Source organism: Pseudohongiella spirulinae (assembly GCF_001444425.1).
Classification (GTDB): Bacteria; Pseudomonadota; Gammaproteobacteria; order Pseudomonadales; family Pseudohongiellaceae; genus Pseudohongiella; species Pseudohongiella spirulinae.
The window spans coordinates 446,509-470,756 of record NZ_CP013189.1 but is presented as its reverse complement, the minus strand read 5'-3'; the positions used below and the strand labels follow the sequence as shown (position 1 = coordinate 470,756).

22 protein-coding genes and 1 tRNA gene are annotated in these 24,248 nt (G+C 55.9%); 14 read left to right on the top strand and 9 right to left on the bottom strand.

Annotated features, from left to right (window positions below):
* The first annotated feature begins 47 nt into the window (after positions 1-47).
* The gene (locus tag PS2015_RS02305) at positions 48-524 is read left to right on the top strand and encodes a tRNA (cytidine(34)-2'-O)-methyltransferase (RefSeq protein WP_058020647.1); all 477 of its coding nucleotides are present in this window, start codon (positions 48-50) and stop codon (positions 522-524) included.
* A 39-nt stretch (positions 525-563) separates the two neighbouring features.
* Here the strand turns inward: PS2015_RS02305 and secB are convergent, their stop codons facing one another.
* Entirely contained in the window at positions 564-1,064 is a 501-nt protein-coding gene (secB, locus tag PS2015_RS02300; protein ID WP_058020646.1) for a protein-export chaperone SecB, read from the bottom strand.
* 53 nt (positions 1,065-1,117) lie between these two features.
* The gene (locus PS2015_RS02295) at positions 1,118-1,534 is read right to left on the bottom strand and encodes a rhodanese-like domain-containing protein (protein WP_058020645.1); all 417 of its coding nucleotides are present in this window, start codon (positions 1,532-1,534) and stop codon (positions 1,118-1,120) included.
* 118 nt (positions 1,535-1,652) lie between these two features.
* Here PS2015_RS02295 and gpmI point away from each other — a divergent pair, with 118 nt between their 5' ends.
* The 4 genes from gpmI to PS2015_RS02275 are packed head-to-tail and all read left to right on the top strand — an operon-like array spanning position 1,653 to position 6,556.
* On the top strand, positions 1,653-3,209 hold the full coding sequence (gene gpmI, locus PS2015_RS02290; RefSeq protein ID WP_058020644.1) for a 2,3-bisphosphoglycerate-independent phosphoglycerate mutase: 1,557 nt from the start codon (positions 1,653-1,655) through the stop codon (positions 3,207-3,209).
* A 50-nt stretch (positions 3,210-3,259) separates the two neighbouring features.
* On the top strand, positions 3,260-4,417 hold the full coding sequence (locus PS2015_RS02285) for a murein hydrolase activator EnvC family protein (protein ID WP_169792259.1): 1,158 nt from the start codon (positions 3,260-3,262) through the stop codon (positions 4,415-4,417).
* Between the two features lie 55 nt (positions 4,418-4,472).
* Positions 4,473-5,819 carry a S41 family peptidase gene (locus PS2015_RS02280; protein ID WP_082627911.1) on the top strand — a complete coding sequence of 449 codons (1,347 nt, stop codon included), beginning with the start codon at positions 4,473-4,475 and terminating at the stop codon, positions 5,817-5,819.
* Complete coding sequence (locus PS2015_RS02275) at positions 5,816-6,556, top strand: divergent polysaccharide deacetylase family protein (RefSeq protein ID WP_058020642.1); 741 nt, start codon at positions 5,816-5,818, stop codon at positions 6,554-6,556. Before PS2015_RS02280 ends, PS2015_RS02275 begins: the two co-directional genes overlap by 4 nt.
* Here PS2015_RS02275 and hisF read toward each other — a convergent pair.
* The 4 genes from hisF to hisB are packed head-to-tail and all read right to left on the bottom strand — an operon-like array spanning position 6,553 to position 9,410.
* Positions 6,553-7,326 (bottom strand): imidazole glycerol phosphate synthase subunit HisF, encoded by a 774-nt coding sequence (hisF, locus tag PS2015_RS02270; RefSeq protein ID WP_058020641.1) that lies wholly within the window; start codon positions 7,324-7,326, stop codon positions 6,553-6,555. The two genes, PS2015_RS02275 and hisF, sit on opposite strands and share 4 nt — an antisense overlap.
* Before the next feature lie 38 nt (positions 7,327-7,364).
* Positions 7,365-8,108 carry a 1-(5-phosphoribosyl)-5-[(5-phosphoribosylamino)methylideneamino]imidazole-4-carboxamide isomerase gene (gene hisA / locus PS2015_RS02265; protein WP_058020640.1) on the bottom strand — a complete coding sequence of 248 codons (744 nt, stop codon included), beginning with the start codon at positions 8,106-8,108 and terminating at the stop codon, positions 7,365-7,367.
* Positions 8,108-8,761 carry an imidazole glycerol phosphate synthase subunit HisH gene (gene hisH / locus PS2015_RS02260; protein ID WP_058020639.1) on the bottom strand — a complete coding sequence of 218 codons (654 nt, stop codon included), beginning with the start codon at positions 8,759-8,761 and terminating at the stop codon, positions 8,108-8,110. Before hisH ends, hisA begins: the two co-directional genes overlap by 1 nt.
* Before the next feature lie 43 nt (positions 8,762-8,804).
* Positions 8,805-9,410, bottom strand: a complete 606-nt coding sequence (gene hisB / locus PS2015_RS02255) for an imidazoleglycerol-phosphate dehydratase HisB (RefSeq protein WP_058020638.1) — start codon at positions 9,408-9,410, stop codon at positions 8,805-8,807.
* 174 nt (positions 9,411-9,584) lie between these two features.
* Here hisB and PS2015_RS02250 point away from each other — a divergent pair, with 174 nt between their 5' ends.
* From PS2015_RS02250 to PS2015_RS02210, 9 genes are all read left to right on the top strand, one after another.
* Positions 9,585-11,003, top strand: a complete 1,419-nt coding sequence (locus PS2015_RS02250; protein ID WP_058020637.1) for a sensor histidine kinase — start codon at positions 9,585-9,587, stop codon at positions 11,001-11,003.
* Positions 11,000-12,403 (top strand): sigma-54-dependent transcriptional regulator, encoded by a 1,404-nt coding sequence (locus tag PS2015_RS02245; protein ID WP_058020636.1) that lies wholly within the window; start codon positions 11,000-11,002, stop codon positions 12,401-12,403. Before PS2015_RS02250 ends, PS2015_RS02245 begins: the two co-directional genes overlap by 4 nt.
* A gap of 156 nt (positions 12,404-12,559) precedes the next feature.
* On the top strand, positions 12,560-12,943 hold the full coding sequence (locus PS2015_RS02240; RefSeq protein WP_058020635.1) for a DUF4168 domain-containing protein: 384 nt from the start codon (positions 12,560-12,562) through the stop codon (positions 12,941-12,943).
* A 110-nt stretch (positions 12,944-13,053) separates the two neighbouring features.
* The gene (locus PS2015_RS02235; RefSeq protein WP_058020634.1) at positions 13,054-15,036 is read left to right on the top strand and encodes an AsmA family protein; all 1,983 of its coding nucleotides are present in this window, start codon (positions 13,054-13,056) and stop codon (positions 15,034-15,036) included.
* A gap of 2 nt (positions 15,037-15,038) precedes the next feature.
* Positions 15,039-16,100, top strand: a complete 1,062-nt coding sequence (gene mutY, locus PS2015_RS02230; RefSeq protein WP_237113358.1) for an A/G-specific adenine glycosylase — start codon at positions 15,039-15,041, stop codon at positions 16,098-16,100.
* 7 nt (positions 16,101-16,107) lie between these two features.
* Entirely contained in the window at positions 16,108-16,386 is a 279-nt protein-coding gene (locus PS2015_RS02225) for an oxidative damage protection protein (protein ID WP_058020633.1), read from the top strand.
* 92 nt (positions 16,387-16,478) lie between these two features.
* Positions 16,479-16,554 (top strand) — tRNA-Phe (locus PS2015_RS02220).
* Positions 16,555-16,875: 321 nt separating this feature from the next.
* Positions 16,876-17,832: a DNA cytosine methyltransferase gene (locus PS2015_RS02215; RefSeq protein WP_058020632.1), complete on the top strand. Its 957-nt coding sequence runs from the start codon at positions 16,876-16,878 to the stop codon at positions 17,830-17,832.
* A complete protein-coding gene (locus tag PS2015_RS02210; protein WP_058020631.1) occupies positions 17,832-18,695 on the top strand; it encodes an NgoMIV family type II restriction endonuclease in 864 nt (287 codons plus the stop codon). Before PS2015_RS02215 ends, PS2015_RS02210 begins: the two co-directional genes overlap by 1 nt.
* A gap of 29 nt (positions 18,696-18,724) precedes the next feature.
* On the opposite strand, the gene PS2015_RS02205 is transcribed toward PS2015_RS02210, so the two are convergent.
* The 3 genes from PS2015_RS02205 to PS2015_RS02195 form a co-directional block, all read right to left on the bottom strand.
* Positions 18,725-19,855, bottom strand: coding sequence for a flavin monoamine oxidase family protein (locus PS2015_RS02205; RefSeq protein WP_058020630.1), 1,131 nt, complete (start codon positions 19,853-19,855; stop codon positions 18,725-18,727).
* Between the two features lie 46 nt (positions 19,856-19,901).
* Positions 19,902-20,999: a glycosyltransferase WbsX family protein gene (locus tag PS2015_RS02200; protein WP_058020629.1), complete on the bottom strand. Its 1,098-nt coding sequence runs from the start codon at positions 20,997-20,999 to the stop codon at positions 19,902-19,904.
* Positions 21,000-21,072: 73 nt separating this feature from the next.
* Positions 21,073-24,141, bottom strand: a complete 3,069-nt coding sequence (locus tag PS2015_RS02195; RefSeq protein ID WP_058020628.1) for a TonB-dependent receptor domain-containing protein — start codon at positions 24,139-24,141, stop codon at positions 21,073-21,075.
* Between the last annotated feature and the right edge of the window lie 107 nt (positions 24,142-24,248).

Here is a 24,248-nt window from a genome sequence, read left to right as displayed (position 1 = left end):
CTTAGAGGGTATATTTGGGGACAAATTTAAGGAGCACGCGCTTTACAATGTTTCACATTGTGCTATACCAGCCTGAAATTCCGCCAAATACCGGAAATATCATTCGATTGGCCGCAAACACCCAATCCAGATTGCATTTGATTGAGCCGCTTGGATTTGATCTGGATGAGAAAAAAGTTCGCCGCGCCGGACTTGACTACCATGAAATGAGTCAAGTCGCCAAATGGACTGACTGGAAGGCATTTGTCGACAAAGTTGACGAAATATCGGCATCTGCAACGATCTACGCATTTACCACCAAGGCCGCTCAGTATTATTGCGATGCGCCGTTTAGAAGCGGTGATATTCTGCTGTTCGGCCCTGAAACGCGCGGCCTGCCAATGGAGATACTGGAATCACTGCCTGACAATCAGAAGCTCCGACTGCCCATGCAGACAAGCAGCCGCAGCCTGAATCTATCAAACACGGTGGCCATCGGACTTTATGAGGCGCTCAGACAGACCGGCTTTACCGGCCTGACCTGAGTGCCGAGCGCAAAGCGCTCATTCGCGCTTTTGCGAAGATCAGCTGGCGGGCTGTTCGGCCTGCTGTTGCTGCTTGGACTGGGCGTAGATAGCGTCAAAGTTGACCGGCGCCAGCATGATGGCCGGGAAGCTGCCACGGGTAACCAGCGCATCAACGGTTTCACGCGCATAAGGGAACAGGATGTTAGGGCAGACTGTTGCCAGAACACGCTCCAGATCAGCTTCGCCGAAGCCGTCGCAGGTGAAAATACCGGCCTGCTGCACTTCAACCAGGAAAGCCACGTTGTCTTCCTGCTTGGCTTCGATGGTCAAACGCAGGATAACATCGTACACACCGTCAGCAATCTTGCTGTTGCTGGTATTCAGATTGAAAGTGATTTTTGGCGCCCACTGACCACGGAAGACGTCCGGCGTCTTGGGTGACTCAAAGGAGCAGTCTTTCAGGTAAATGCGCTGTAATGCAAACATCGGTCCCTGCTGCTGACCGTCTTGCTGAGCCGCCTGTGCATTGCCGTTCTGGTTATTTTCGTTCTCTGCCATGATCTAACGTTCTCTCTTACTGTCTGATTGAATTGAAGATTTAATTAAAATCGCTACTTCTGCACTACCGGCAGATTCTGACCGCGCCACTCCGCCATACCGCCACGTAGCTTGACAACCTGCTCAAATCCGGCATTGGCCAGCAACTTACAACTATCAGAAGAATGCTGTCCGATCTTGCATACCACTATAATGGGGTGGGATTTGAATTTTTCCAGCTCAGCCAGGCGATCTTTCAGCTTGGCTGCCGGAATATGCAGTGAATCAACAATATGACCGGCCTCGTATTCCTTTTTATCACGGATATCGAGCACGACACCATCTTTTCGGTTGATCAGCATGACCGCTTCCTGAGTGCCAACCGCGCGGCTGCCGGTTTTGCTGCGATGCAGCAGCAGCGCCGCCAACAGCGCCACCCACAGACCCGTCAGAATCCAGTGATTGCCCACAAACTCGATAAATTGTGCCATATGATGTGCCCTGCGCTGCTGCGGTCTTGCTGTTTCAAGGCTGCGAAGTATACACGCGCCGTCCCGCTATTGGTACTATAGGCCTTTTTTCAGGCCAGACCTCTCAGGATCCGATACCATGACCAATACCAGCAAACGCCCAACCACCCTGTTATTGATACTGGATGGCTGGGGTTACCGGGAAGAAACGGACTCCAACGCCATCGCCGCGGCACACACCCCGAACTGGGATCGCATGTGGGAGTCCTGTCCGCATACCCTGATCACCACCTCAGGTATTGCGGTCGGTTTGCCGGAAGGTCAAATGGGCAACTCCGAAGTCGGTCACATGAATCTTGGCGCCGGGCGCATTGTGTATCAAAGTCTGACCATGATCGACAAGGCTATTGCCGATGGTGATTTCTTCAACAATGCCGCTCTGACGGATGCCGCCGAAAAAGCCTCTACCGCCGATAAAGCGCTGCATATCATGGGCCTGCTTTCTCCGGGCGGCATTCACAGCCACGAAGATCATATTCTGGCGATGATTGAACTGGCTCGCCAGAAGGGTGTGAAGCGGATTTATGTGCACGCGTTCCTGGACGGTCGCGACATGCCACCGCGCAGCGCCATGCCCTCCCTGCAGAAGACCGACAGTGTGCTGCGCGAAGCCGGGCTGGGCCGCATTGTGTCGGTCATCGGTCGCTACTACGCGATGGACCGCGACAAGCGCTGGGATCGCATGCAGGCCGCGTATGATCTGATTCTGGCGGGCAAGGCGCTTTATCAGGCCGGATCGGTTGAAGAAGCATTGAATGCGGCCTACTCGCGTGGCGAAGACGATGAGTTTGTCAAAGCCACCGCTGTGGCCGCGCCGGGCGAAGCGCCGGTGTCCATCAATGATGGTGATGCGGTGGTATTTATGAACTTTCGCGCCGACCGCGCCCGCCAGCTCACCAATGCCTTTGTGGATCCCGCGTTTGACGGCTTTAATACGGACAATCGCCCCAGACTCAGCACCTTTGTCATGCTCACCGAGTATTCTGCTGACCTCGCTAAACTGGCTGCCGTGGCCTACCCGCCGCAGGCCATGACCAACAGCCTGGGCGAGTACCTGGCCAAACACGATCACACGCAACTGCGCATCGCCGAGACCGAGAAATACGCTCATGTGACCTTCTTTTTCAGCGGCGGCCGGGAAGAACCCTTTACCGGCGAAGATCGCGTGCTGATTCCCTCACCGCAGGTGGCCACCTATGATGAGAAACCGGAAATGAGCGCACCGGAAGTGACGGACAAGCTGGACGAGGCTATCCGCTCCGGACGTTATGACGCCATTATCTGCAACTACGCCAACGGCGATATGGTGGGGCATACCGGCAGTTTTGAGGCGGCGGTAAAGGCCGTCGAAACCCTGGATATCTGCCTGGGACGACTGGAGGCGGCCATCCGCGAGTCAGGCGGTCAAATGCTGATCACCGCTGACCACGGCAATGTGGAACAGATGCAGGATCCGGAATCGGGGCAAGCGCTTACTTCGCATACCAGCGGCCCGGTGCCGCTGGTTTATGTGGGACCGCGCCCCTGGCACTTCTCCACAGAGGGTGCCTTGTCCGACATCGCACCGACCATGCTGCGCCTGATGGATCTGGACGTCCCGGCCGAGATGACCGGCCATGTATTAATGGCACCATGATTGGTCGCCGGCAGTCAGCTTACCCGTTCGCCCCGCGATCAGGCCTTGCCATGATCTGCGGCGCAGTGCCACGGATACTGGCCTGCCTGGCTCTGAGCGCGCTCATACTGCCGGTTCAGGCGCAAACCGGCAACAGCGATGTTGATGCCGCCGAAGCTCGGCTCAGCCGTGTCGAAACCGCCATCAATCAAATCAACGGCTGGCTGACTGAGTCTCGCCGACAGCGCTCAGCCGAAGAACAAACCCTGCACCAGCTCAGCGCTGACATAACCGACATCGCTCAGGCGATGAACGACAACCAGTTGAGGGTTGCTGAGCTGGACACCAGCCTGGCCGGGCTGCAGCAACAGCGCGAACGACTGCAGCGGCAGAGCGCCAGTCAGCGTGCAGAAATGGCCGGCATCATCCGGGCGACCTATCTGGCCGGCAATCACAGCCAGCTCAAATTACTTCTGAACCAGCAGGACCCGGCCCGCGCCCAACGCATGCTGGTGTATTTTGAAGCACTGAATGCTGACCGGCTGACACAGCTAGAACAATGGCAGGCGCTGGTCCACGAACTTGACCAGAATGCCAGCGACATCGCCGGCACGCGCGACTCACTGACTCTGCGCAATGCAGAGCTCCAGCAACAGCGTGTCGAGCTGCAGGATAAGCTGCAGCAGCGCCGCAATCTGATTGCCGAACTGGATGCCCGCATCGCCGAGCGCGGCGAGGAATTGCAGCAACTGGAGCAGGACCGTCAGGATCTGCAGGCACTCATCGAAGAAATCAATCGCATCATCGAGGACATTCCTGACCCGGATGAACTGATGCCCTTTGAAGGGTCGCGCAGCCTGATGCCCTGGCCCATGCAGGGCGAGTTGGCGGCCCGCTTTGGTGACCGTTACGGTGGCGGCAATCTGCGGCGCCAGGGCATTATTATTGCGGCCCGGCCAGACACCCCGGTACGTGCCGTGCACCCCGGCCGCGTGGTCTTTGCCGACTGGATGCGCGGATCCGGCAACCTGGTGGTTATCGACCACGGCAATACTTATCTGACACTGTATGCGCATTTGCAGAGCCTGGACAAGCAGCAGGGCGACTGGGTGAATCGCAGCGAACCGGTCGGATTCAGCGGCAGTGATGCCGGCAATGGCGAGCCGGGACTGTATTTTGAATTACGACGTAACAGTCAGCCACTCAATCCGGTCGATTGGCTGGAGTGAACTACGCTAAACTGTGGCAAGCAGCCGCAAAAACCGAATGAAGTCTGGAGATGGCATGAAATCAATAAGCAGCGCGCGTCTGAACAGAGCGATCCGCATTATCAGCACCACACTGGCCGGTGCCTTGACAGCCGCCTGCCTGAGTCTGTCGGCTCACGCACAGCCAGAAGATGCACCGCGCCCCCTGCCTATCGACGAGGTGCGCCTGTTCGCCGAGGCGCTGGAAGCCATCCGCACGGCCTACGTGCAGGATATTGACGATAAGTCCCTGATTGATCTCGCCATTCGCGGCATGTTGGCCGGCTTGGATCCTCACTCGGCCTACCTGAGCGCCGATGACTACGATTCGCTGCAGGAGAATACCGAAGGGCAGTTTGGCGGCCTGGGCATCGAGGTAGGCGAAGAGAACGGTTACATCAAAGTCATTACCCCGCTGGATGACTCCCCCGCCGCCCGCGCCGGCGTGCTGCCCGGCGATCTGATCATTGAAATCAATGGCCGCCCGGTACGCGAAATGATCGTTAATGATGCTGTTGAACTGCTGCGCGGCGAACCCGGCTCCACCGTTGATCTGACCCTGATGCGGGAGAACGAGACCGAACCGCTGGACCTGACCCTGACCCGTGAAATCATTGCCGTACAGAGTGTCCGTCACCGCATGCTGGAGCCCGGCTACGTCTACCTGCGTATCGCCCAGTTCCGCGTCAATACCGGCTCAGAAGTTGTCCGCACGCTGCAGGAAATCCATCAACAAAGCGAAGAGCCGCTGCGCGGCATGGTACTGGATCTGCGCAACAATCCCGGCGGTGTGCTGCAGGCCTCAGTTCAGGTTGCCGACGCATTTCTGACTGAGGGTCGCATTGTGTATACAGAAGGCCGTTTTGATGAGTCCGACGAAGAATTCTACGCCGATGAAATCGATCCCAGCCTGGGTGTGCCGCTGGTGGTGCTGATCAACACCGGCACCGCCTCTGCCGCCGAGATTGTCGCCGGGGCTCTGCAGGATCAGGGTCGCGCGGTGATCATGGGTACACGCAGCTTCGGCAAGGGGTCGGTACAATCAGTGCTGCCCTTGAATAATGAGCGCGCCCTGAAACTGACCACCTCCCTATACTTTACCCCCTCTGGCCGATCCATTCAGGCGTCAGGCATTGTGCCGGATATTGCCGTGGACGAAGCCCTGGTAACCCGCAATCTGAATCGCCGTGGCGTGTATTCTGAGCGCGATCTGGATGGCCATCTGCCTGGCAGCGAGGACGACACACGCGCCGGCCCACGCCCGGTCACCTCATCAGAACAGGTCGTTGTCAGCGACTACCAGTTGAATGAGGCGCTGACACTGCTGAAAGGCTGGCACATTATGCAGAGTGGCCGCCAGCGTCTCAGCGCTGACGCACAGTGACTGAAAAAGTGCGGCTGTTGATTGCGCTTGTCTTGCTGCTGCCATGGCCTGCTCATGCGGACGCGCCACTGATTGGCCCCAATCCGGCCATGCTGGTGATTATCATTGATGACATCGGTAATAATCTCGAGGCCGGTATGCGCACTGTGCAGCTGCCAGGCGAGGTCACCCTGGCCGTATTGCCTTTTACGCCGCACGGTAAACGCCTGGCCGAGGCAGGCCATGAAGCCGGCAAAGAAATCATGCTGCATGCGCCCATGAGCAACCTGTCAGGCATGGACCTTGGACCGGACGGGCTGACTCTGGACCTGGACCAGGAAACGCTGACTAGCCGACTGCGCAAAGCCATCGATGACATACCGCATGTTCGTGGCATCAACAATCATACCGGCAGCGAACTCACGGCGGCCTCCGAACCCATGCAGTGGGTAATGAGTGAACTGAAATTGCAGGATCTGTATTTTGTCGACAGCATGACCACCAGCGCCAGCGTGGCCGGTAAAACAGCTCAGGAAAATGCCATTCCCAATCTAAGGCGCCATGTCTTCCTTGATAATGTTCGAGAACCTGAAGCGATTGATCAGGCCTTTCAGCAGGCTGTATCGCTGGCTCAGCGACAAGGGTTTGCAGTGGCGATTGGCCACCCTTATGCAGAAACGCTGGACTATCTGGAGCAGGCCCTGCCGGGCTTGCAGGAGAGCGGCATCAGGCTGGTTTCGGTATCCAGGCTGCTTTAGAGGCGCATTTCAATGCCGTGATCGGCCATGTATTGCTTGGCCTGCGGAATTGAAAACTCTCCAAAGTGAAAGATACTGGCGGCAAGCACGGCATCGGCACCGCCTTTCTGCACACCGTCTACCAGATGCTGCAGGTTGCCCACTCCACCGGAGGCGATAATCGGCACATCAACCGCATCGCTGACAGCCCGGTTCAACTGCAGATCAAAACCGATTTTGGTGCCATCACGATCCATGCTGGTCAGCAGGATTTCACCGGCACCATAGTCAACCATGCGCTTCACCCAGCTCACCACTTCCAGACCGGTCGGTTTGCGACCACCATGCGTGAAGATTTCCCAACGATCCGGCTCACCGGACTCGCTCACTTTTTTGGCATCCACGGCCACAACAATACATTGGGAACCGAATTTTTCAGCCGCTTCACGCACAAACTCAGGATTGTGCACAGCCGCTGTATTGATGGACACTTTATCCGCACCGGCGTTCAGCATGGTACGGATATCCTGCAAGGTCCGGATGCCACCACCGACTGTCAGCGGAATAAACACCTGACTGGCGATATCACTGACGGTATGCACGGTGGTTTCGCGCCCTTCACTGGAGGCGGTAATATCCAGAAAGGTAATTTCATCGGCACCGGCATCGCTGTAACGCTTTGAGATCTCAACAGGATCTCCGGCATCGCGGATGTCTTCGAATTTGACGCCCTTGACCACTCGCCCTTTATCGCAGTCCAGGCAGGGAATAATGCGTTTTGCCAGTGCCATACAATTACTCTCTGAAAAAATGATCCGCTGCTGAGTGATTAGTATCGGTCGCAGTATGCCTGCGCCGCCGCCAGATCCAGCGCACCTTCATAAATTGCGCGCCCGGTAATGGCACCCATGATGCCGCCGCCGGTTTCTGTGTCGGCCACTTTCAGCAGCTCTACAATATCTTCCATGCGGCTGACGCCGCCGGAGGCAATAACCGGGATACTGGATGAGCTGGCCAGACGGACGGTCGCCTCAATATTGACGCCCTGCATCATGCCGTCGCGCGCGATATCGGTGTAGATAATGGAATCCACGCCATCATCGGCAAATTGCTGTGCCAGGTCGACCACATTAACATCTGACACTTCAGCCCAGCCATGCGTCGCCACCCAGCCATCTTTGGCATCCAGCCCCACAATAATGTGGCCCGGGAAAGCCTTGCAGGCTTCAGCTACAAAAGGCGGATGCTTGACGGCCTGAGTGCCGATGATGACGTACTGCACGCCGGCGTTCAGATAAGACTCGATGGTCGCCAGGTCCCTGATGCCACCACCAATCTGCAGCGGCAGATCCGGGTGTGCGGCAGCAATTTCCTTGACGATACCGCCATTAACCGGCTCGCCGGCAAAAGCACCGTTCAGATCAACAAGATGCAGGCGGCGTGCGCCTTGCTCTTTCCAGTGAGTGGCGGTCTGCACCGGGTCGTCCGAGAAAACGGTTGAGTCTTCCATGCGACCCTGGCGTAAGCGGACACACTGCCCATCCTTCAAGTCAATTGCGGGTATAACCAGCATTAAATATCACCATTCCAATTCAAAAAATTATTCAGCAGTTGCAGTCCGCTGTGCTGACTTTTCTCCGGGTGAAACTGCACAGCAAACAGTGAGTCCTGATACAGGGCTGCTGCAAACTCATGACCATATTCTGTGACACCTGCGACCTGATCGTGCGTGGCAGGCTTCACATAGTAGCTGTGCACAAAATAGAAACGGCTGCCGTTGTCGATGCCTGCCCACAGCGGATGCCCTACAGTCTGATGCACACGATTCCAGCCCATGTGTGGCACTTTAAGCCGTTGACCGTCACTGTCACGCAGCACACTTTCGCCGCCAAACCGGGTCACCACACCTGGCAGGATCCCCAGGCAAGGCACATTGCCATTTTCATCACTGCTGTCCATCAGGGCCTGCATGCCCACACAGATTGACAGCAGCGGTTTGCGCTGCGCCAACGCCTGTTTAACGATGTCATCCACACCCAGACGGCGAATCTCCGCCATACAATCACGGATGGCACCCACGCCAGGAAAAATGATGCGATCAGCGGCCAGGATATCGGCCGCGTTGCTGGTTACGTCGACACGGACCTGGCTACTGAGGCTTTCCACAGCTTTGGCAACAGAATGCAGATTGCCCATTCCGTAGTCGATGACGGCGACTTTGTTCATGGTAAACGGTTCCGGCAAATTAGCTTATCGCGACTGCTACAGATCAGAGGCAGCCTTTGGTGGATGGCACGACGTCCGCGCTGCGCGGGTCGATTTCCATGGCCATACGCAGAGCGCGGCCGAAGGCCTTGAACACGGTTTCAATCTGGTGGTGGGTATTCATGCCGCGCAGATTATCGACGTGCAGCGTAACCAGTGCGTGGTTCACAAACCCCTGGAAGAACTCGTAAAAAAGGTCGACATCAAAGCCACCGACCGAGGCGCGGGTAAACGGCACATGAAACTCCAGGCCAGGCCGGCCCGAGAAGTCGATGACAACGCGCGACAAAGCTTCGTCCAGTGGCACGTAAGCGTGACCATAACGACGGATGCCCTTGCGATCCAGCGCCTTGTTAAAGGCCATGCCCAGGGTAATGCCCAGATCTTCAACGGTATGGTGGGCATCGATTTCCAGATCGCCCACCGCATGAATATCCATATCAATCAGCCCGTGGCGCGCAATCTGATCCAGCATGTGGTCCAGAAACGGCAGACCGGTCTGGCACTTCAGCTCGCCGGTTCCATCAAGGTTCACGGACGCCCGGATCTGGGTTTCCTTGGTATTGCGCTCTACGCTGGCCTGGCGGCCGGCAGAAGATGGTGATGACATTAGATATTCCTGATAAGTCAGATTAGCGTGGGCATTATACGCCGGGGGACGGAGGCGGTCTAGGTGGCGCGGGGGACGGAGGCGGTCTACGTCCCCACGCTTGGGGACGTAGACCGCCTCCGTCCCCCGCGCCATATTGGATTCTTCCACCTCATGCTGCTAGAGTAAATAAGAATGAATATCACCAAGCCGCTGCAGCGGCCTTTTACTTTGCGGCTGGCCTTGCTGGCTGGGGTGCTGGTACCTGTTGTTCTGGTTGTGGCGCTGGCCGGCTCGTGGTCGCTCCGACTGCTGGAGCAGCAGGTCAATCAGCGCATGCAGGAAGATATCGAGCTGATTGCGCATGCTATTCGCTTGCCGCTCAGCCACGCCATGGAGCGCGATCGCAGCGGATCGATCAATCAGGCGCTGAACTCGGCGTTTAACATTGACGTGGTTTACGGCGCCTATGTGTATGATGCCAATGGCGAAGAAATTGCCCGCAGTGGACGCCGGGCGGCGCGCGTGGAAAATGAGCTGGCCGCCACGCTGGCTGCGTCGGGCGATCAGCTTGGCGAGTTCTCGCAGGCTGGCGATGAAGAGATTTTCTCCTATTTCGTGCCACTGACGGATACCGGTGGGCGTATTACTGGCTTGCTGCAGCTCACCCGCCGGGGCAGTGACTTCAGTGATTATATTGCCATGGTCCGACAAACCGCCTGGCTGGCACTTGGCGCCCTTTGTCTGCTGCTGATTGTGCTGGTCATCGCCGGTCACCATTTTGCGCTTGGCAGGCCGGTCAGGCGCATGCTCGATGGCATGGCGCGAATCAGAGACAGCAGCAATCATGCCCGGCTGAGTGCCGATGGCCCGCAGGAAATCAGGGAACTGTCCCAGGGCATCAATAATATGCTGGATCGCATTGATCGCTCTGAAAAACTGGCCACCATTGGCCGCCTGGCTGCGGGTGTCGCCCATGAACTGGGTAGCCCACTGGCCACCTTAGATGGCAAGGCGCAGCAGGCTCTGCGGGATACGCCGGCTGATTCGCGAACATCACGGCTGCTCAGGCAGATACGCGAACAGAGCCAACGCATGACAGTCATCATCCGGCAGTTGCTTGACTACGGAAGAGACAATCCCCTGCACCGCGCCAAACTGGATCTCGAATCGCTGCTGGAGCAGGCCAGCGAGCGTGCTCTTGCCGAGCTCAACCCCGAGTCACGCAAAGACGTTACGCTGGATATCAACGGTCCCTCGCTGCGCATTGATGTTGATCCGCTGCGCTTTGACCAGGCACTGACCAACCTGATCGCCAATGCCCTGCACGCCTGTCGCAAACGGGTAGCGATCAGTTGGGCGAGCACTACCCATCAGGGTGATTCAGGCACTCAGATCATAATAGAAGATGACGGTCAGGGCGTTGACCCGACGGAACAGGCGCACTTGTTTGATCCGTTCTACACCACCAAACCGGTCGGGCAGGGCACCGGATTAGGCCTGGCAGTCGCGCGGGCAGCCATTGCCGATCATGGCGGCACACTGGAACTTGCCAGCAGCTCTGCGGAAGGAACCTGCTTTGTAATATTTCTGCCTGAGGAGCGCCCGGCATGACAGCCTTGCAAAAAGACCAACAGGACAGCATTCTTGTTGTTGAGGATGATACGGCGCTACGCGAGCTGCTGGTTGATGAATTGACTGATGCGGGTTACCGGGTGCAGTCCTGCGATACGGTTCAGAGCGCTATCAAAATTTTGCAACAGGCATCCATCCGGCTGATCATCAGCGATCTGCGCCTTCCCGGACAATCAGGCCTCGAACTGCTCAGCTTTATTCGCCAAAGAGATCAGGCCCCTCCCGGCTTCATCATGATTACCGCTTTCGGCACCGTCGAACAGGCCGTCGACGCACTTAAACAGGGGGCCGATGACTTCCTCACCAAACCCATCAAGCTGGATCATCTGCGCATCAGTGCCGAGCGGGTGATTCAACACCGCCGCTTGCAGGACGAGCTGGCCCAGTACAAAGCCATCATGGGCGATCATGAGTTTCATGGCATGCTGGGGCGCAGCCCGGTGATGCAATCACTGTTTAACAGTATCCGCATGGTGGCACGGGCCGAGGGTCCGGTGCTGATCACGGGCGAAAGCGGCACCGGCAAAGAGCTGGTGGCCCGCGCCCTGCATCAGGAAAGCGCCCGCAAAAAAAGCCCGTTTGTGGCCGTCAATTGTGCTGGCCTGCCCCCGGAGTTGCTGGAAAGTGAGCTGTTCGGCCATACCGCCAACGCCTTCACTGGCGCCGGCAAAACACGCGCCGGCCTGTTTGCCGAAGCTCACAACGGCAGCCTTTTGCTGGATGAAATTGGCGAAATGCCTCTGGAAATGCAGGCCAAACTACTGCGCATTTTGCAGGACGGACGCATCCGTCCGGTCGGCGCTGACCAGGAGACGCAGTTAAATGTGCGCATCCTGGCGGCCACCAACCGCAACCTGGAAGAAGACGTGCGTCAGGGCAGCTTCCGCGAAGATCTGTATTTTCGTCTGCAAACTTTCACTATTGAGGTCCCGGCACTGCGCCAGCGTGGCGATGACCTGGACATCCTCATTGCGCACTTTATCCGTCGCGTTAACCTGCAGCAGAAGCGCCAAATCGCCGGCATCAGTGACGCCGCGCTGCAGCAGATGCGCCAATATACATTCCCCGGCAATGTCAGAGAGCTGTCCAGTGCCATTGAGCGGGCGGTAACATTCTGCCAGGGCGAACAACTACGCATTGAAGATTTGCCAGAAAAAATTCGCAGCGGCGGTCTGACAGCCAGGCTGCCAGAGACAGGCTCCGAACTCTCTGCAACCACCGAAAACTGGCCAACCCTGGCACAACTGGAGCTTCAACACATTCAGCAGACTCTGAAAAAATTTGACGGCAACAAACGTCAGGCCGCAGCCGCATTGGGCATTGGTCGGCGCACCCTGTACCGAAAACTGGGCGAAGAACCAGGCCATAGTGAGTCATAATCGCCGCACGCACTGACACATGTGTCGTATTGGCACATGCTCAGAATTTTAGCCATCCAAACAAAAAATAACATTTTCAACAGCTTAAAAATTTCAGCAACCTGGCACGATGCTTGATTGACTCCTGACACATACATAAAAACCAGGAGACATTTCATGTTGAAGAAAATGACTGCACTTACTGCTCTGTTTATCATGGCCCTGTTCAGCGGCTCGCTACAGGCTCAGCAACCCCCTGCCCAGCAAGCCCCCACACCCCAGGCGGCACCGCAGATTGAGCTGACTTCCGAGCTGAAATCAAATTTTGTGTCAGCCTACAACGACATCATGCAAATTCAGATGCGCTACGCGCAGCAGCTGCAATCGGTCACCGACGAAGCTGAAGCCAACGGCCTGCAGCAGGCTGCCCAGCTGGAGATGCAGGAAGCCGTAGAAGACAATGACCTGTCTATCCAGGAGTACAACCAGATCATCCAGATGGCCTCTGCCGATCCGGAGCTGCTGGAAGAGCTGGAAGCCGCGATTGAAGCAGCTTCCTGATTGATTGGCGCTGGGGACGGAGGCGGTCTACGTCCCCCGCGTTTCTCTCCACACCGCTTTCGTGAGACAATCCCCATCCGCTGTCTGATTGCCACGGGATGTCTGCAACCATGTCAAAGCTATTGAAGTACCTCGTTTTTTTAGTTTCCGGCCTGATCGTTTTTGCGCTGGCCCTGGTTTTTATCCTGTTTGTGGTCATCGACCCAAACCGCTACCGCCCCGCCATCGAGTCAGTGGTGGCCAGTCAGTCGGATCTGCAGCTGCAGATTGCCGGTGATATCGGCTGGACGTTCCGCCCCGTATTTGGCCTGAGTATTCAGGACGTTCGCCTGAGCAATGGCGTAACCCCCCAGGAGCTGGCTTCTTTTTCTAACGTAGCCCTGCGGCTGGATCCATCGTCGCTGATGCGTGGACAGCTTGATATCCAGGAATTTGTAGCGGACGGGCTGCATGTCAACTGGATTATCGATGCCAACGGTCAAAGCAACTGGCTGCGAGAAGCACCACAAAACACCACCAACACAGCGCAGACCGACATTCCGGTTGATATCAACATCCGCCAGATCACCGTCACCAATACCCGCTTGGACTATCAGGACAATCTGCAGGGCATTTTCAGCACGGTGCAGATCCCCAGCCTGATCAGCCGGAATACCAACGTCAACGGCCGGCCGTTCGACGTAGAGATGTCAATGCAGGTGATCGATCAGGTGGCCAGTCGCACGCTCGATATGTCCCTGCAAAGCAGCATGGCGTTTGATTACCAGCAGGGTACGGCTCAACTGAATAACCTGCAATTTACCATGAGTCCGCTGGTTATCAGCGGTTCAGCCAGCGCCAGCAACTTCCCGGACAATCTGCGCTGGCAGGCAGACCTGAGCAGCAACACCTTCAACCTGAGCTACCTGCTGGAAAATTTCATGCGCATCGATGAGGCTGCCATGCCGCCACCCGATGCCCAGCAGGTCACTGTGCAGAGCCTTAAACTGAATGGCGATGCAGCCGGACTGACACTGGAGGAACTGCTGCTGGGCCTGAATGATTCCGCCATTGAGCTGCGCGGCGATCTGCTCTACCCCACTGATACCCGCAAGATGCTGATCGGATATGAATTACAGGGTGGCAGCATCACCATCGATGATTGGCTCAACCAGCCGGAGAGGCAAACACCAGTCGCTGACGGGGCGGACAATATCACTGCCCCCATCGACACCCCGCTGCCGCTGGAAATGCTCGCCGACTTTGACCTGCGCGGCAATCATAGTCTGGAGTCAGTGACATACGCCGGCATGAACCTGGCGCCCGTGAATTTCTCTGCGCAGTTGCAAAGAGGCACACTCAATCTGGATGCTCGGCAGATCGGCTTTTACGAAGGCACTATCGATGCCAACCTGGTTGTTGATGCCAGCACCCAGCCTGCTCAAATCAACCTGAATTCCGAGCTGCAGAACATCAGCGCTGCTGCCCTGACGCGCGACAAAGAGCGCCTGGGCTTTTTTACCGGCCGCTTCAATGCCAACACTAACCACAGTCTGCAAGGCAATTCAGTGTTTGCCCTGCGTGACAGTATCAGCGGTGCCGCCCAGGTTCAGGTCGCCGACAGCTCTGTGGACATCACCCTGGTCAAACGCGTGTTCTCCGCCATTTCTGTGCTCAACCCGCAGGGCGATATGGCATCCCAGTGGCCCGACGTAGTACGCTTTAATAACGTTGACGCCCTGCTGATGTTCAACAATGGTATTCGCGAAAACCAGGAGCTCAGTGTTCGGCTGGACAACTTTGATGTTGCCGGTACTGGCGGCATTGATCTGGATAACGGCAGTTTTGATTACCGGCTGAGTTTTACCTTTCTGGGCGAGCCGGCACCTCAAAGCATCCGTATCAACGAAGATTACCAGAACATTCCCTGGCCGGTCCGCTGCGAAGCCGCTTTCAGTGACCCCGGGCTGCAATATTGCAGCCCCGACCTGCAGCAGGTGCGCGATGTATTTGCCCGCATGGCCCGTGACGAAATTGAGCGCCGGGCTACCGATGTCATCACCGAACAGGTGGACCGGCTGCGCGACAGAGTCCGCAATCTGTTTCAGGACTGAAGGTGAGTTCCACTCATAAGACACTGGACAGCCAGGCCGTGCTGACATGGTTCGATCAGCATGGCCGCCATGACCTGCCCTGGCAACAGGGCATCACACCTTATCGCGTCTGGGTGTCTGAGATCATGCTGCAGCAGACCCAGGTCACGACCGTTATCCCTTACTTCCAGCGTTTTATGCAGCACCTGCCCGATGTGCAGTCACTGGCCAGCGCACCGCTGGACAGCGTGCTGCACCTGTGGACCGGACTGGGTTATTACGCCCGGGCACGCAATCTGCACAAGACTGCCGTCATTATTGCCGGGGAGCTAAGCGGCCAGTTTCCAGACACCCTGGAAAAATTGTGCGAACTACCCGGTATCGGTCGCTCAACCGCCGGCGCCATCCTCTCCTTATCCATGCAGCAGCGTGGCGTCATCCTGGACGGTAACGTGAAACGTGTGCTGTGCCGTTACTACGCCATTGATCAGTGGTCTGGCACCAGCGCCGCCCAAAAACAACTCTGGCAGTTGGCCGAGGCAGCAACACCCGACATACGCAACAGCGCCTATACACAGGCCATGATGGACCTGGGCGCAACCGTGTGCACACGCAGCAGGCCCGACTGCCAGATCTGCCCCCTGCTGCGGGACTGCCTGGCATTTAAACACAGGCTGACCGACAGACTGCCCGTCAGCAAACCGCGCAAGACCCTGCCCGTCAAATCCGTTTATATGCTGATGTGGCGTGATACTGACGGCCGGGTAATGCTGCAGCAACGCCAGTCAACAGGCATCTGGGGAGGCCTGTGGAGCTTTCCAGAATGTGCCGACGACTCATCCTTGCAGGACTGGCTGGCCACCCGGATGATTGAAAAACAGCAAACCTGGCCAGTGGTCAGGCATACCTTCAGCCACTATCATCTGGACATCACGCCAGTGCTGGTAGATGGTCAGCCACAACCCGACCTGACAGATTCTGCCGGCATCCTGTGGTATAACCCCGATCATAGCGACCAGCGCATAGGCCTTGCGGCGCCCGTCAAAAAACTGCTGGGACAACTGGCATCAGAAAAACCCATGTGAGGTAAAAATGAGCAGAATGGTTTTTTGCAAAAAATATCAGAAAGAATTGCCAGCCCTGCCGACGCCGCCCTATCCCGGCCCGGTCGGCCAGGAGATCTTTGAGACCGTATCCGCACAGGCCTGGCAGGACTGGCAGAAAGAGCAGGTCATGCTGATCAACGAGAAACACCTGAGCATGGCATCTGCCGACGACCGCAAGTACCTGCAGCAGCAAATGCAGCGCTTTCTGAACAACGAAGCCTACGACACCGCCAGCGGCTACGTGGCCCCTGATTCAGACACATAATCAGCAATATTTCACCGCCACAGACTTGACTCCGGCGCCGTCAGCGGTTTTAATACGCGCCTTGTTGCGCAGTCAGGCGCTGACAGAGAAATGCCCAGGTAGCTCAGTTGGTAGAGCAGAGGATTGAAAATCCTCGTGTCGGTGGTTCGATTCCGCCCCTGGGCACCACATACAAAAGCCTCGCTTAAGCGGGGCTTTTTTGTATGTGCTGCCCAGGGGCGGATGAGAACCACCGATCTGGTTCGACAAGTTGCGTCAGCAACTTGCAACGAGTGCGACAGCACGAAGCCCGAAGGGTCCAAACAGCCCCAAGCTGTTTGGATTATTCCGCCCCGCTGGTGGGTATGACAGCAAAAGATCAGAAATCATCAATTGACGTAATTTGCCTGCAGGCAGCCCCATCCATCTGCTAAACTTATTCAGGCCAGCCATTCGACGGAAGATGGCTGATCATGATGTACTGAAGGCTGAACGCCAAAGGAATAAAGGATGAGCGAATTCACGTCGCTGGAAATATGCGCAGGTGCCGGCGGCCAGGCACTCGGCTTGGAGATGGCTGGTTTCGATCACGCAGCACTTGTTGAACTTGAACCGCCAGCATGCCAAACCTTAAGGCTTAATCGCCCGAGCTGGAATGTTATTGAAGGCGATCTGCGTGAATTTAGTGGGCTACTTTATCCTGGAGTGGACTTGTTGGCTGGTGGGGTACCTTGCCCGCCTTTTTCAAAAGCAGGCAAGCAGTTGGGAGCAGAGGATGATCGCGATTTGTTCCCTGAAGCTCTTCGTCTCGTCGATGAGTGTCGCCCGAAAGCCGTGATGCTGGAAAATGTCCGTGGACTACTCGATGCTGTCTTTGATGACTACCGCAACAAAGTTGAAATTCAACTTAAAAAACTTGGCTATGTCCCAGGATGGAGACTATTAAACGCATCAGACTTTGGAGTATCACAGCTCCGCCCACGAGTTGTGTTTGTAGGCATACGTAAAGATTTAGCGTCTGGATTCGAGTGGCCAAAACCTCAAGAAGCAGAACCTCCCACTGTCGGAGCATTGTTACACGACTTAATGAAGTCGGATGGATGGCGCGGAGCAGATAATTGGCGCGAACACGCCAACGCAATCGCTCCCACGCTAGTTGGAGGCTCGAAAAAGCATGGTGGCCCCGATCTGGGCCCCACACGTGCGAAAAAAGCCTGGGCAAGCCTGGGCGTAGATGGTATGGGCTTGTGGGATGCCCCCCCGCCACGTGACTTTATAGGGATGCCTAGACTCACTACCCGAATGACTGCACGCGTTCAAGGCTTCCCGGATGATTGGCAGTTTTACGGCAGAAAAACAGCAGCCTATCGCCAAATTGGAAATGCCTTTCCACCCCCGGTTGCTGCAGCCGTTGCACGTCAGATCCATAAGGCCCTATCAGTAAAACAAATATTCAAGGTCGCCTGATGAGCACAAGATCCGCGTTCTTAGACGCTCGCAAAGCATTTCATGCTGCGCTACTGGAAACAACCCTGACAATTAACAGTGCAGGCGTGGTCAGTAACGCTGATAGTAGCAATACAACAAGCAAAAAAATCGCTCGTGGGATCGCGGATCGCTTAAAAGCAGAAACAGTTGGCGAGCGAATTGCTGGGCAGACCTCAGGCAATCAATTCGAAAGCGTTTGTGCGGATTTTGTTAAAGCGACATTCATTCAATTGGAGCATTTACGCCCGGGCCCCTGGGACGTGCATCAAGTAGCGGGCCGCAACCGGCTGGAAATTGCAAAGTATGAGCAATATGCTCATTTGGTCGCGCTCGACAAAGCAGCTCGAAATGATGCGGAACTTGCAGCGGCATTAGGAAGTGATTACACCATCACACCCGACATCGTAGTTGTCCGGGAAACACTTAGTGACCAACAGATAAATCAACCAGTTTTAATTGTGGATGATACCATCGCAAGACTCGCTAGTTTGCGCAAAAAGAATGGTGGATTACCATTGCTTCATGCCAGCATCTCCTGCAAATGGACAATCCGAAGTGACCGAGCTCAGAATGCGCGATCCGAAGCACTTAATTTGGTTCGAAACCGAAAAGGACGGTTACCACACATCGTGGTCGTCACGGCTGAACCCACACCAAGTCGACTTGCATCTATAGCACTAGGAACTGGGGATATTGACTGCGTTTATCACTTCGCATTAACGGAATTGCAAGAAACAGTCAGAGATTTGGGCATGAGCGATGCGGAAGACATGCTTGCCATTATGGTGGATGGCAAACGACTTAAAGACATAGCAGATTTACCATTGGACCTGGCGATATAAAGTTCGACAACGATGCTACCTCACCACACTCATCGCCTCAGCACCCCCTCAACCCCCACAGCCGCCGCATCCACCGCCCCGGCCAAATACCCCGGATAAGCCACCGACCACTCACTGCCAATGCCAACCAGGCAACGTCGCCATGGCCCGTCCGCCGCCCGGTTGGGTGGCGCCTTGACATGATGACCTGCTGCGTTTTCGTCAGCTTCAGTTGCGGTAAACATTTCCTGCGCCCAATCCTTTATCAGCTCCGCCCGGGGTTCCAGAGCCCGGGCCCCGAACAAGCGCCCCAGCTGCTCACGGCACAGCTCTTTAAGCCGCTGTTCGCTCAAACCTCTGCGCATGTGAGACGGCACCCCCAGAAAGCCAAACAGTGCCGCGCTGCCGCCGGGCATCGATGCGTCGTGTATCTCATTCATGGGACCACACAGACTTCTGGCTTCGCCAGACAGACCCTGCTTACGCCAGAACGGTGCATCATAGACGGCAATATATTTCGCATGCGGAGCCATCCACGTTGGCGTGGCCTGCCAATGATGCCTTAAGGATTCTGGCAAAGGGGGGATACATTCAATCTTGCTGACAGCCAGTCGTGGCGGCAAGGCCAACAGGACCGTTGGCGTGCGCCACTGGCTGACATTGCCAGCTTCATCCACACTGCCGACCTCGACATGCGAGCCATGACAGGACAGTCTGTTTACAATCTGCCCGGTAAAAATCCGTTCAGCGCCAAGTCTCTTTTGCAAGGCTTCGGTCAGCTGCTGCGTGCCACTTGACAGTCGCATGGACGGTGGGGAATTGACATAACCGCGCATTCTGACCGGCGCTTCCGAGGGCGAGCGCTCACCGATCAGGTCGCCGCTCTCATGTTGTTGAAAGACTTCCAGACCCAACGACTCTATCAGGGACCCCAGCTCAGCCTGCATATCTGGCCAGAACCAGCTCGGCCCAAGATCAAACCGATCAAGACTGATGCCGCTCTGCTGATCTTTATCTACGCTGGCTGTCACCGACAGAATGCGGCCACCAATCCGCTGACGAGCCTCCAGCAGCACATAGTTTGTGATACCGGCCTGCTCCAGTAACCAGGCCGCATAAAGACCACTCAGACCACCGCCGATGATGGCGACATCTGCCTCGCATACATACCGATCCACCATCACACCCCACGCAGCATTTCTGAGGCGTGAAGCTTAGCTTATTCGGCTATTTTTTGCAGTGTCCAGCAACCCGCCGCAAAGCCTCAAGGTAGGCTCGTCCGTGGCGCTGATCAGGCTCCAGGTAATTTCCCTCGCCCCACTCATTCCAGGATTTGATAAAGATAAGCTGATGTTCAGGTTTTTTACCGGCAACGGCTTCAACGGCCTCGGCAACATGTTTTTCGAACAAGACCGGCGTCGACCCGGTTAACACCGTGCCACCCAGGCCACTGCGCGGCGTATGGTCCCAGCCAGGAATGACGGAGGGATAAATATTTTCGCGATATTCCTGTTCGGTCACAAACAGGGGTGCGGCTTTGGCGTAGGGCGTTATCCTTGGCAGACGCGCCAGACGCCAATACAGTTTTTTAAGGGTGCGTTTGAAACGGGATGTGGCGAGCTTGAAGTGGTCAAACAGACGAATAGTATTGATGCCGTCCACGCCCAGTTCGAATAACCGACCTTCTTCAACATCCAGCCGCTCAGTCTGGGCAATAAAAAATATTCCGGGCAAGCCATTTTCGACAGCAAGCTGTTGCCAGCGTTGAATAAATTGTCTGGCGTCCGGATGCTCTAGCGCTCTGTAAATCATGAACACCGGTTTACCGTCCACCTTCACGTAGCGCCTATCCTTAAAGGCCGGCAGGCAATAATGAAAATGCTGGACCACGTCATCGTCGCCCGGATAACTCTGTTCAACCAACAGCTCCCCATGGTGACTGCCATCAGCGTTCCAGAATTTTTTATGCCAGGACTGATTAGCCCAGCACAGACAGAACGGAAAGTCCGGCTGGTCGCTCTGCAGCACTTCCCGAAACGGCAGCTCCAGTTCCATACGGCCGTTGCCAAACCAGTAGTGGTAATAACAAAAGGCTTCTATGCCATGCGCACGGGCCAGATCAGCCTGCGCCTGACGCACTGCCGGGTCGCGCAGATCATAGTACCCCAGCTCACCGGGAACCGTCGGCCAGTCATGCCGGGCGAACAACTTCCTGGATTTTTTGAGATTACTCCACTCGGTGAAATTTTCACCGTAAGCCTGGTTATTGGTTTCAGTGGGGTGAAACTGAGGCAGATAAAGAGCAATGAAGCGGGGATTGATCATTCAGCAAACCATCAGAATAAAAAACACCCCGCAGCTTATCACTACGGGGTGTGTTTTTGAACGATATGACTGATCAGAAGGTCTTGCGCAAACCAACTTCAAAGGTACGTCCCAGCGGATTACCAATACGCGGATCGTAACCAAACTCCTGGCGCGAGGCCGGCGGATCCTCATCCGTTATATTGTTAATGGACGCTGTAAAGGTTGCCCAGGAATGATCCCACACCCAATGGAAATCAGCGGCCAGCCAGCCGCCGGGATCAACCCCATAAAACGACGGTTCAAAAGGCGTAGTTGTTCCTGGCTGGAACCCTCCTGGGATCAGCGCCGCTTCATTGATGGATCCATCCGCATTGTAGTAGCGCTCATCTTTCACGCCATCAATATATCCCAGGACAAAGCGGAAGTTGTGATCCCCCTGGCTATAGTTCACATTCAGGTTAGCGCGCCACTCAGGTGCTGACTGAGCGATAGTCGCAAAGTTGAGCGTACCCAGACGATCATCACCCGGATCCAGCAGGAATCCGTCCAGGGTGGTTTCCCCGAACTCAAACTTCTGCACTTTGGTCAGCGTCAGACCCAGCCGCATATCGCCGGCAAAGGCCGGGAAGCTGTAGTTGGCCTGCACATCAAAGCCTTCTGTGAGCTGACCGGGTCCGTTACCATATTCCGTGGTAATGCTGGCAAAGTCATTGGCTGTTGTCACTCCCTGAGTACAGGTGCCACCGTTAAATGTGACGCGATTGATCAGCGGGTGCGAACAATCTGCCAGGGCTGTTCTGTTGCTAGGCACGTTAGTCTGACCGGGTGGCGGAATGCTGAACACAGAACTGGCGATGGTGTTCGCCGATGCCAGCAGCCCCAGCTCATCCTCGGTTTCGATACTGAAGTAGTCCACAATAAACTGGAAGTTATGGGACACATCAAAACCTTCAGACTGCCAGATGACCCCGGTGCTCCAGACCGTAGCTGTTTCCGGTTCGATACCGGTCGCTGTAACAGTCGTCGCCCCACGCCAGTCGCCACCAGCGATGGAATAACTGTTCACGCCCACACTGACTTCACCCGGATTCAAACCGGCGCCGGGTGCCTGGTAGTTGGTACCGTAGGAGCCGCGGAAGGACAGATTATCGGTCAGATCGTACTTACCTGACACTTTGTATACCGTTGCATCCAGATCGCCGGAGAATCGCTCATGCCGGACAGCCGCCGTCATGATCAGGTTATCCAGCAACGGCAGGTTCAACTCACCGAAGGCTGATTCCTGGGCCTGCTTGGTAGAATCCGGTTCGTTGATGCCAAAGAAGAAAAACGGGCCGGGGCCATCAGGGGTACAGCCATTGTATTCCGGGTGAGTAGGCTCCAGCGGCCGTTGCTCTGGCCAGAAACATGGCGTGGCACCATTGTAGATTGGGTCAGGAACCGTCTGACGGTTGCGACTATCCCGGTACTGCAGACCAGCACCCCAGGCGATTGTACCACCGGGCAGTTCAATACCTGTCTCACCGCTGAATACCAGATCGACCGTGGCATTCCACGCTGTGGTTTCACCGTAGCGATCATTAAACACCCATTGCCGCAATTCCAATGGATTCTCCATATTGGGATTGTAGTTGGGATTGGCTAACCCCAGCTCCGGCTGACTGGCAAAGTTGGTGGCAAAAGGATTCCACCACATACAGTCACCAACGCCGGCCATGGCGGGGTTCTGTGTGCCCAGGCGATTAGGATCCAGATCCGGCGCATTGCAATTCGGCCCGCCAAAACCGTTCAAGGCCTGCTGTACGCGGGCACCCATGATATCCGGGGCAGAGCTGCGGATGTCAAATTGGTTATAAGTAATCGCAAAATCATAACCAATCTGATTATCAAACTCGCCAGTAAAACCTGTGGAAATGTGCCAGTAACGGCTCTCGTTTCTGTTAGGCGTACTGTGCAGTCCATCTTTCGCCCAGGTTGTATTTCCCCCATGTGCAAAAGCACGGTAGGTGATTGGCGTGAACCCCTGTGTCAGGCCGGACAAAGGGTTAGCCGACCAACCGGTTCGGTCCATAAACTCCTGTACATAGGGATTCGTTACGGGCACATAGAGCTGATAGGTCAGACCCGCCGTTTGAGCCGGGCCGCGAACAACCGGCTGCGAGGGTGAACCATAGGCCTCTGGCGTAAACACTCGCCCGTATGCGGCACGCGCATAAAACTCCAGCGAATCAGACATCTGCGTGGTCACCTGACCAAACAGCCGGTAGATCTCATTTTCTTCTACAATGTTGTAATACGGTATGTAACCGTAGTTACACGTGAACGAGTTAACGTAAATGCCGCCGACAGCATTACAGGATTCGGGTGTAAAATCCGAGACCAGACCCAGCGGGCTTCCCCACTCTGAATTTGCCGTCAAACCGGGATTTGCGGGCAAACTTGCCCGTGGCACCCATCCGGCCAGGTTGGTCAGGCCAGACCAGGGCGCCGGATTCACACCATACGGCAGACTGGCAAAGTCACGCTCCTTGGTCTGGAGACGCGAGCGATGATCCCATTCCGCCGCTACCAGGATATTGCTGTCTCCGACATCCCAGCCGGCCTTGGCGCTGAGGCTCCAGTCACCATCAGAATCAAAGCCCCCTTTATAGGAAGAGCTCAGCTCAACCCCGGAGTAACTGTCCTCGGTGATAAAGTTAACAACACCACCGGTGGCATCCGCACCGTAGGTTACCGCCGCACCGTCCTTGAGAATCTCAACGCGCGCGGTAACAGATGATGGGAAAATGGACGAATTCTGTGGGGTTCGTCTGCCATTGAAGAGAGTCAGGGTCTTGTCAGACCCGATACCCCGCAGGTTGAAGCTGACGTTACCAGTATTGCCGGAACCTCCGAAGTAATAAGCCTCACCGGTAATCGGACCGCCCGACGTCAGGGTTTTGGCAAACTCCAACGCGGTTGGGCTGCCGGTTTCCAGCAACTCCGCCGCCGAGAAAACCTCCACCGGCAAAGCTGCGTCCAGCGGTGTGCCCCGAATCAGCGAACCTGTGACAATAACTTCTTCGATTTCAGTTTCCTGAGCGGAAACCGGTAGAGAGACGCTGGCAAACATAATGGCCAAAGCCAATGACTTACGCCTGCCCAGATAGACATTTTGCATGTGGTCACGCTCCTGTAGTTATTTTTCTTATGCTCTAATGGCCCGAAAAGCACCACTGATACAGCTACGGCGTGGAATCGACGACGACTGCTGACTGTCATGACCGA

What these genes read in the sequence shown, in the direction of transcription:
- PS2015_RS02305 (WP_058020647.1), top strand. Translation starts at nt 48, where the DNA reads ATGTTTCACATTGTGCTATACCAGCCTGAAATTCCGCCAAATACCGGA.
- secB (WP_058020646.1), bottom strand. Translation starts at nt 1,064, where the DNA reads ATGGCAGAGAACGAAAATAACCAGAACGGCAATGCACAGGCGGCTCAG.
- PS2015_RS02295 (WP_058020645.1), bottom strand. Translation starts at nt 1,534, where the DNA reads ATGGCACAATTTATCGAGTTTGTGGGCAATCACTGGATTCTGACGGGT.
- gpmI (WP_058020644.1), top strand. Translation starts at nt 1,653, where the DNA reads ATGACCAATACCAGCAAACGCCCAACCACCCTGTTATTGATACTGGAT.
- PS2015_RS02285 (WP_169792259.1), top strand. Translation starts at nt 3,260, where the DNA reads ATGATCTGCGGCGCAGTGCCACGGATACTGGCCTGCCTGGCTCTGAGC.
- PS2015_RS02280 (WP_082627911.1), top strand. Translation starts at nt 4,473, where the DNA reads ATGAAATCAATAAGCAGCGCGCGTCTGAACAGAGCGATCCGCATTATC.
- hisF (WP_058020641.1), bottom strand. Translation starts at nt 7,326, where the DNA reads ATGGCACTGGCAAAACGCATTATTCCCTGCCTGGACTGCGATAAAGGG.
- hisA (WP_058020640.1), bottom strand. Translation starts at nt 8,108, where the DNA reads ATGCTGGTTATACCCGCAATTGACTTGAAGGATGGGCAGTGTGTCCGC.
- hisH (WP_058020639.1), bottom strand. Translation starts at nt 8,761, where the DNA reads ATGAACAAAGTCGCCGTCATCGACTACGGAATGGGCAATCTGCATTCT.
- hisB (WP_058020638.1), bottom strand. Translation starts at nt 9,410, where the DNA reads ATGTCATCACCATCTTCTGCCGGCCGCCAGGCCAGCGTAGAGCGCAAT.
- PS2015_RS02250 (WP_058020637.1), top strand. Translation starts at nt 9,585, where the DNA reads ATGAATATCACCAAGCCGCTGCAGCGGCCTTTTACTTTGCGGCTGGCC.
- PS2015_RS02245 (WP_058020636.1), top strand. Translation starts at nt 11,000, where the DNA reads ATGACAGCCTTGCAAAAAGACCAACAGGACAGCATTCTTGTTGTTGAG.
- PS2015_RS02240 (WP_058020635.1), top strand. Translation starts at nt 12,560, where the DNA reads ATGTTGAAGAAAATGACTGCACTTACTGCTCTGTTTATCATGGCCCTG.
- PS2015_RS02235 (WP_058020634.1), top strand. Translation starts at nt 13,054, where the DNA reads ATGTCAAAGCTATTGAAGTACCTCGTTTTTTTAGTTTCCGGCCTGATC.
- PS2015_RS02225 (WP_058020633.1), top strand. Translation starts at nt 16,108, where the DNA reads ATGAGCAGAATGGTTTTTTGCAAAAAATATCAGAAAGAATTGCCAGCC.
- PS2015_RS02215 (WP_058020632.1), top strand. Translation starts at nt 16,876, where the DNA reads ATGAGCGAATTCACGTCGCTGGAAATATGCGCAGGTGCCGGCGGCCAG.
- PS2015_RS02210 (WP_058020631.1), top strand. Translation starts at nt 17,832, where the DNA reads ATGAGCACAAGATCCGCGTTCTTAGACGCTCGCAAAGCATTTCATGCT.
- PS2015_RS02205 (WP_058020630.1), bottom strand. Translation starts at nt 19,855, where the DNA reads ATGGTGGATCGGTATGTATGCGAGGCAGATGTCGCCATCATCGGCGGT.
- PS2015_RS02200 (WP_058020629.1), bottom strand. Translation starts at nt 20,999, where the DNA reads ATGATCAATCCCCGCTTCATTGCTCTTTATCTGCCTCAGTTTCACCCC.
- PS2015_RS02195 (WP_058020628.1), bottom strand. Translation starts at nt 24,141, where the DNA reads ATGCAAAATGTCTATCTGGGCAGGCGTAAGTCATTGGCTTTGGCCATT.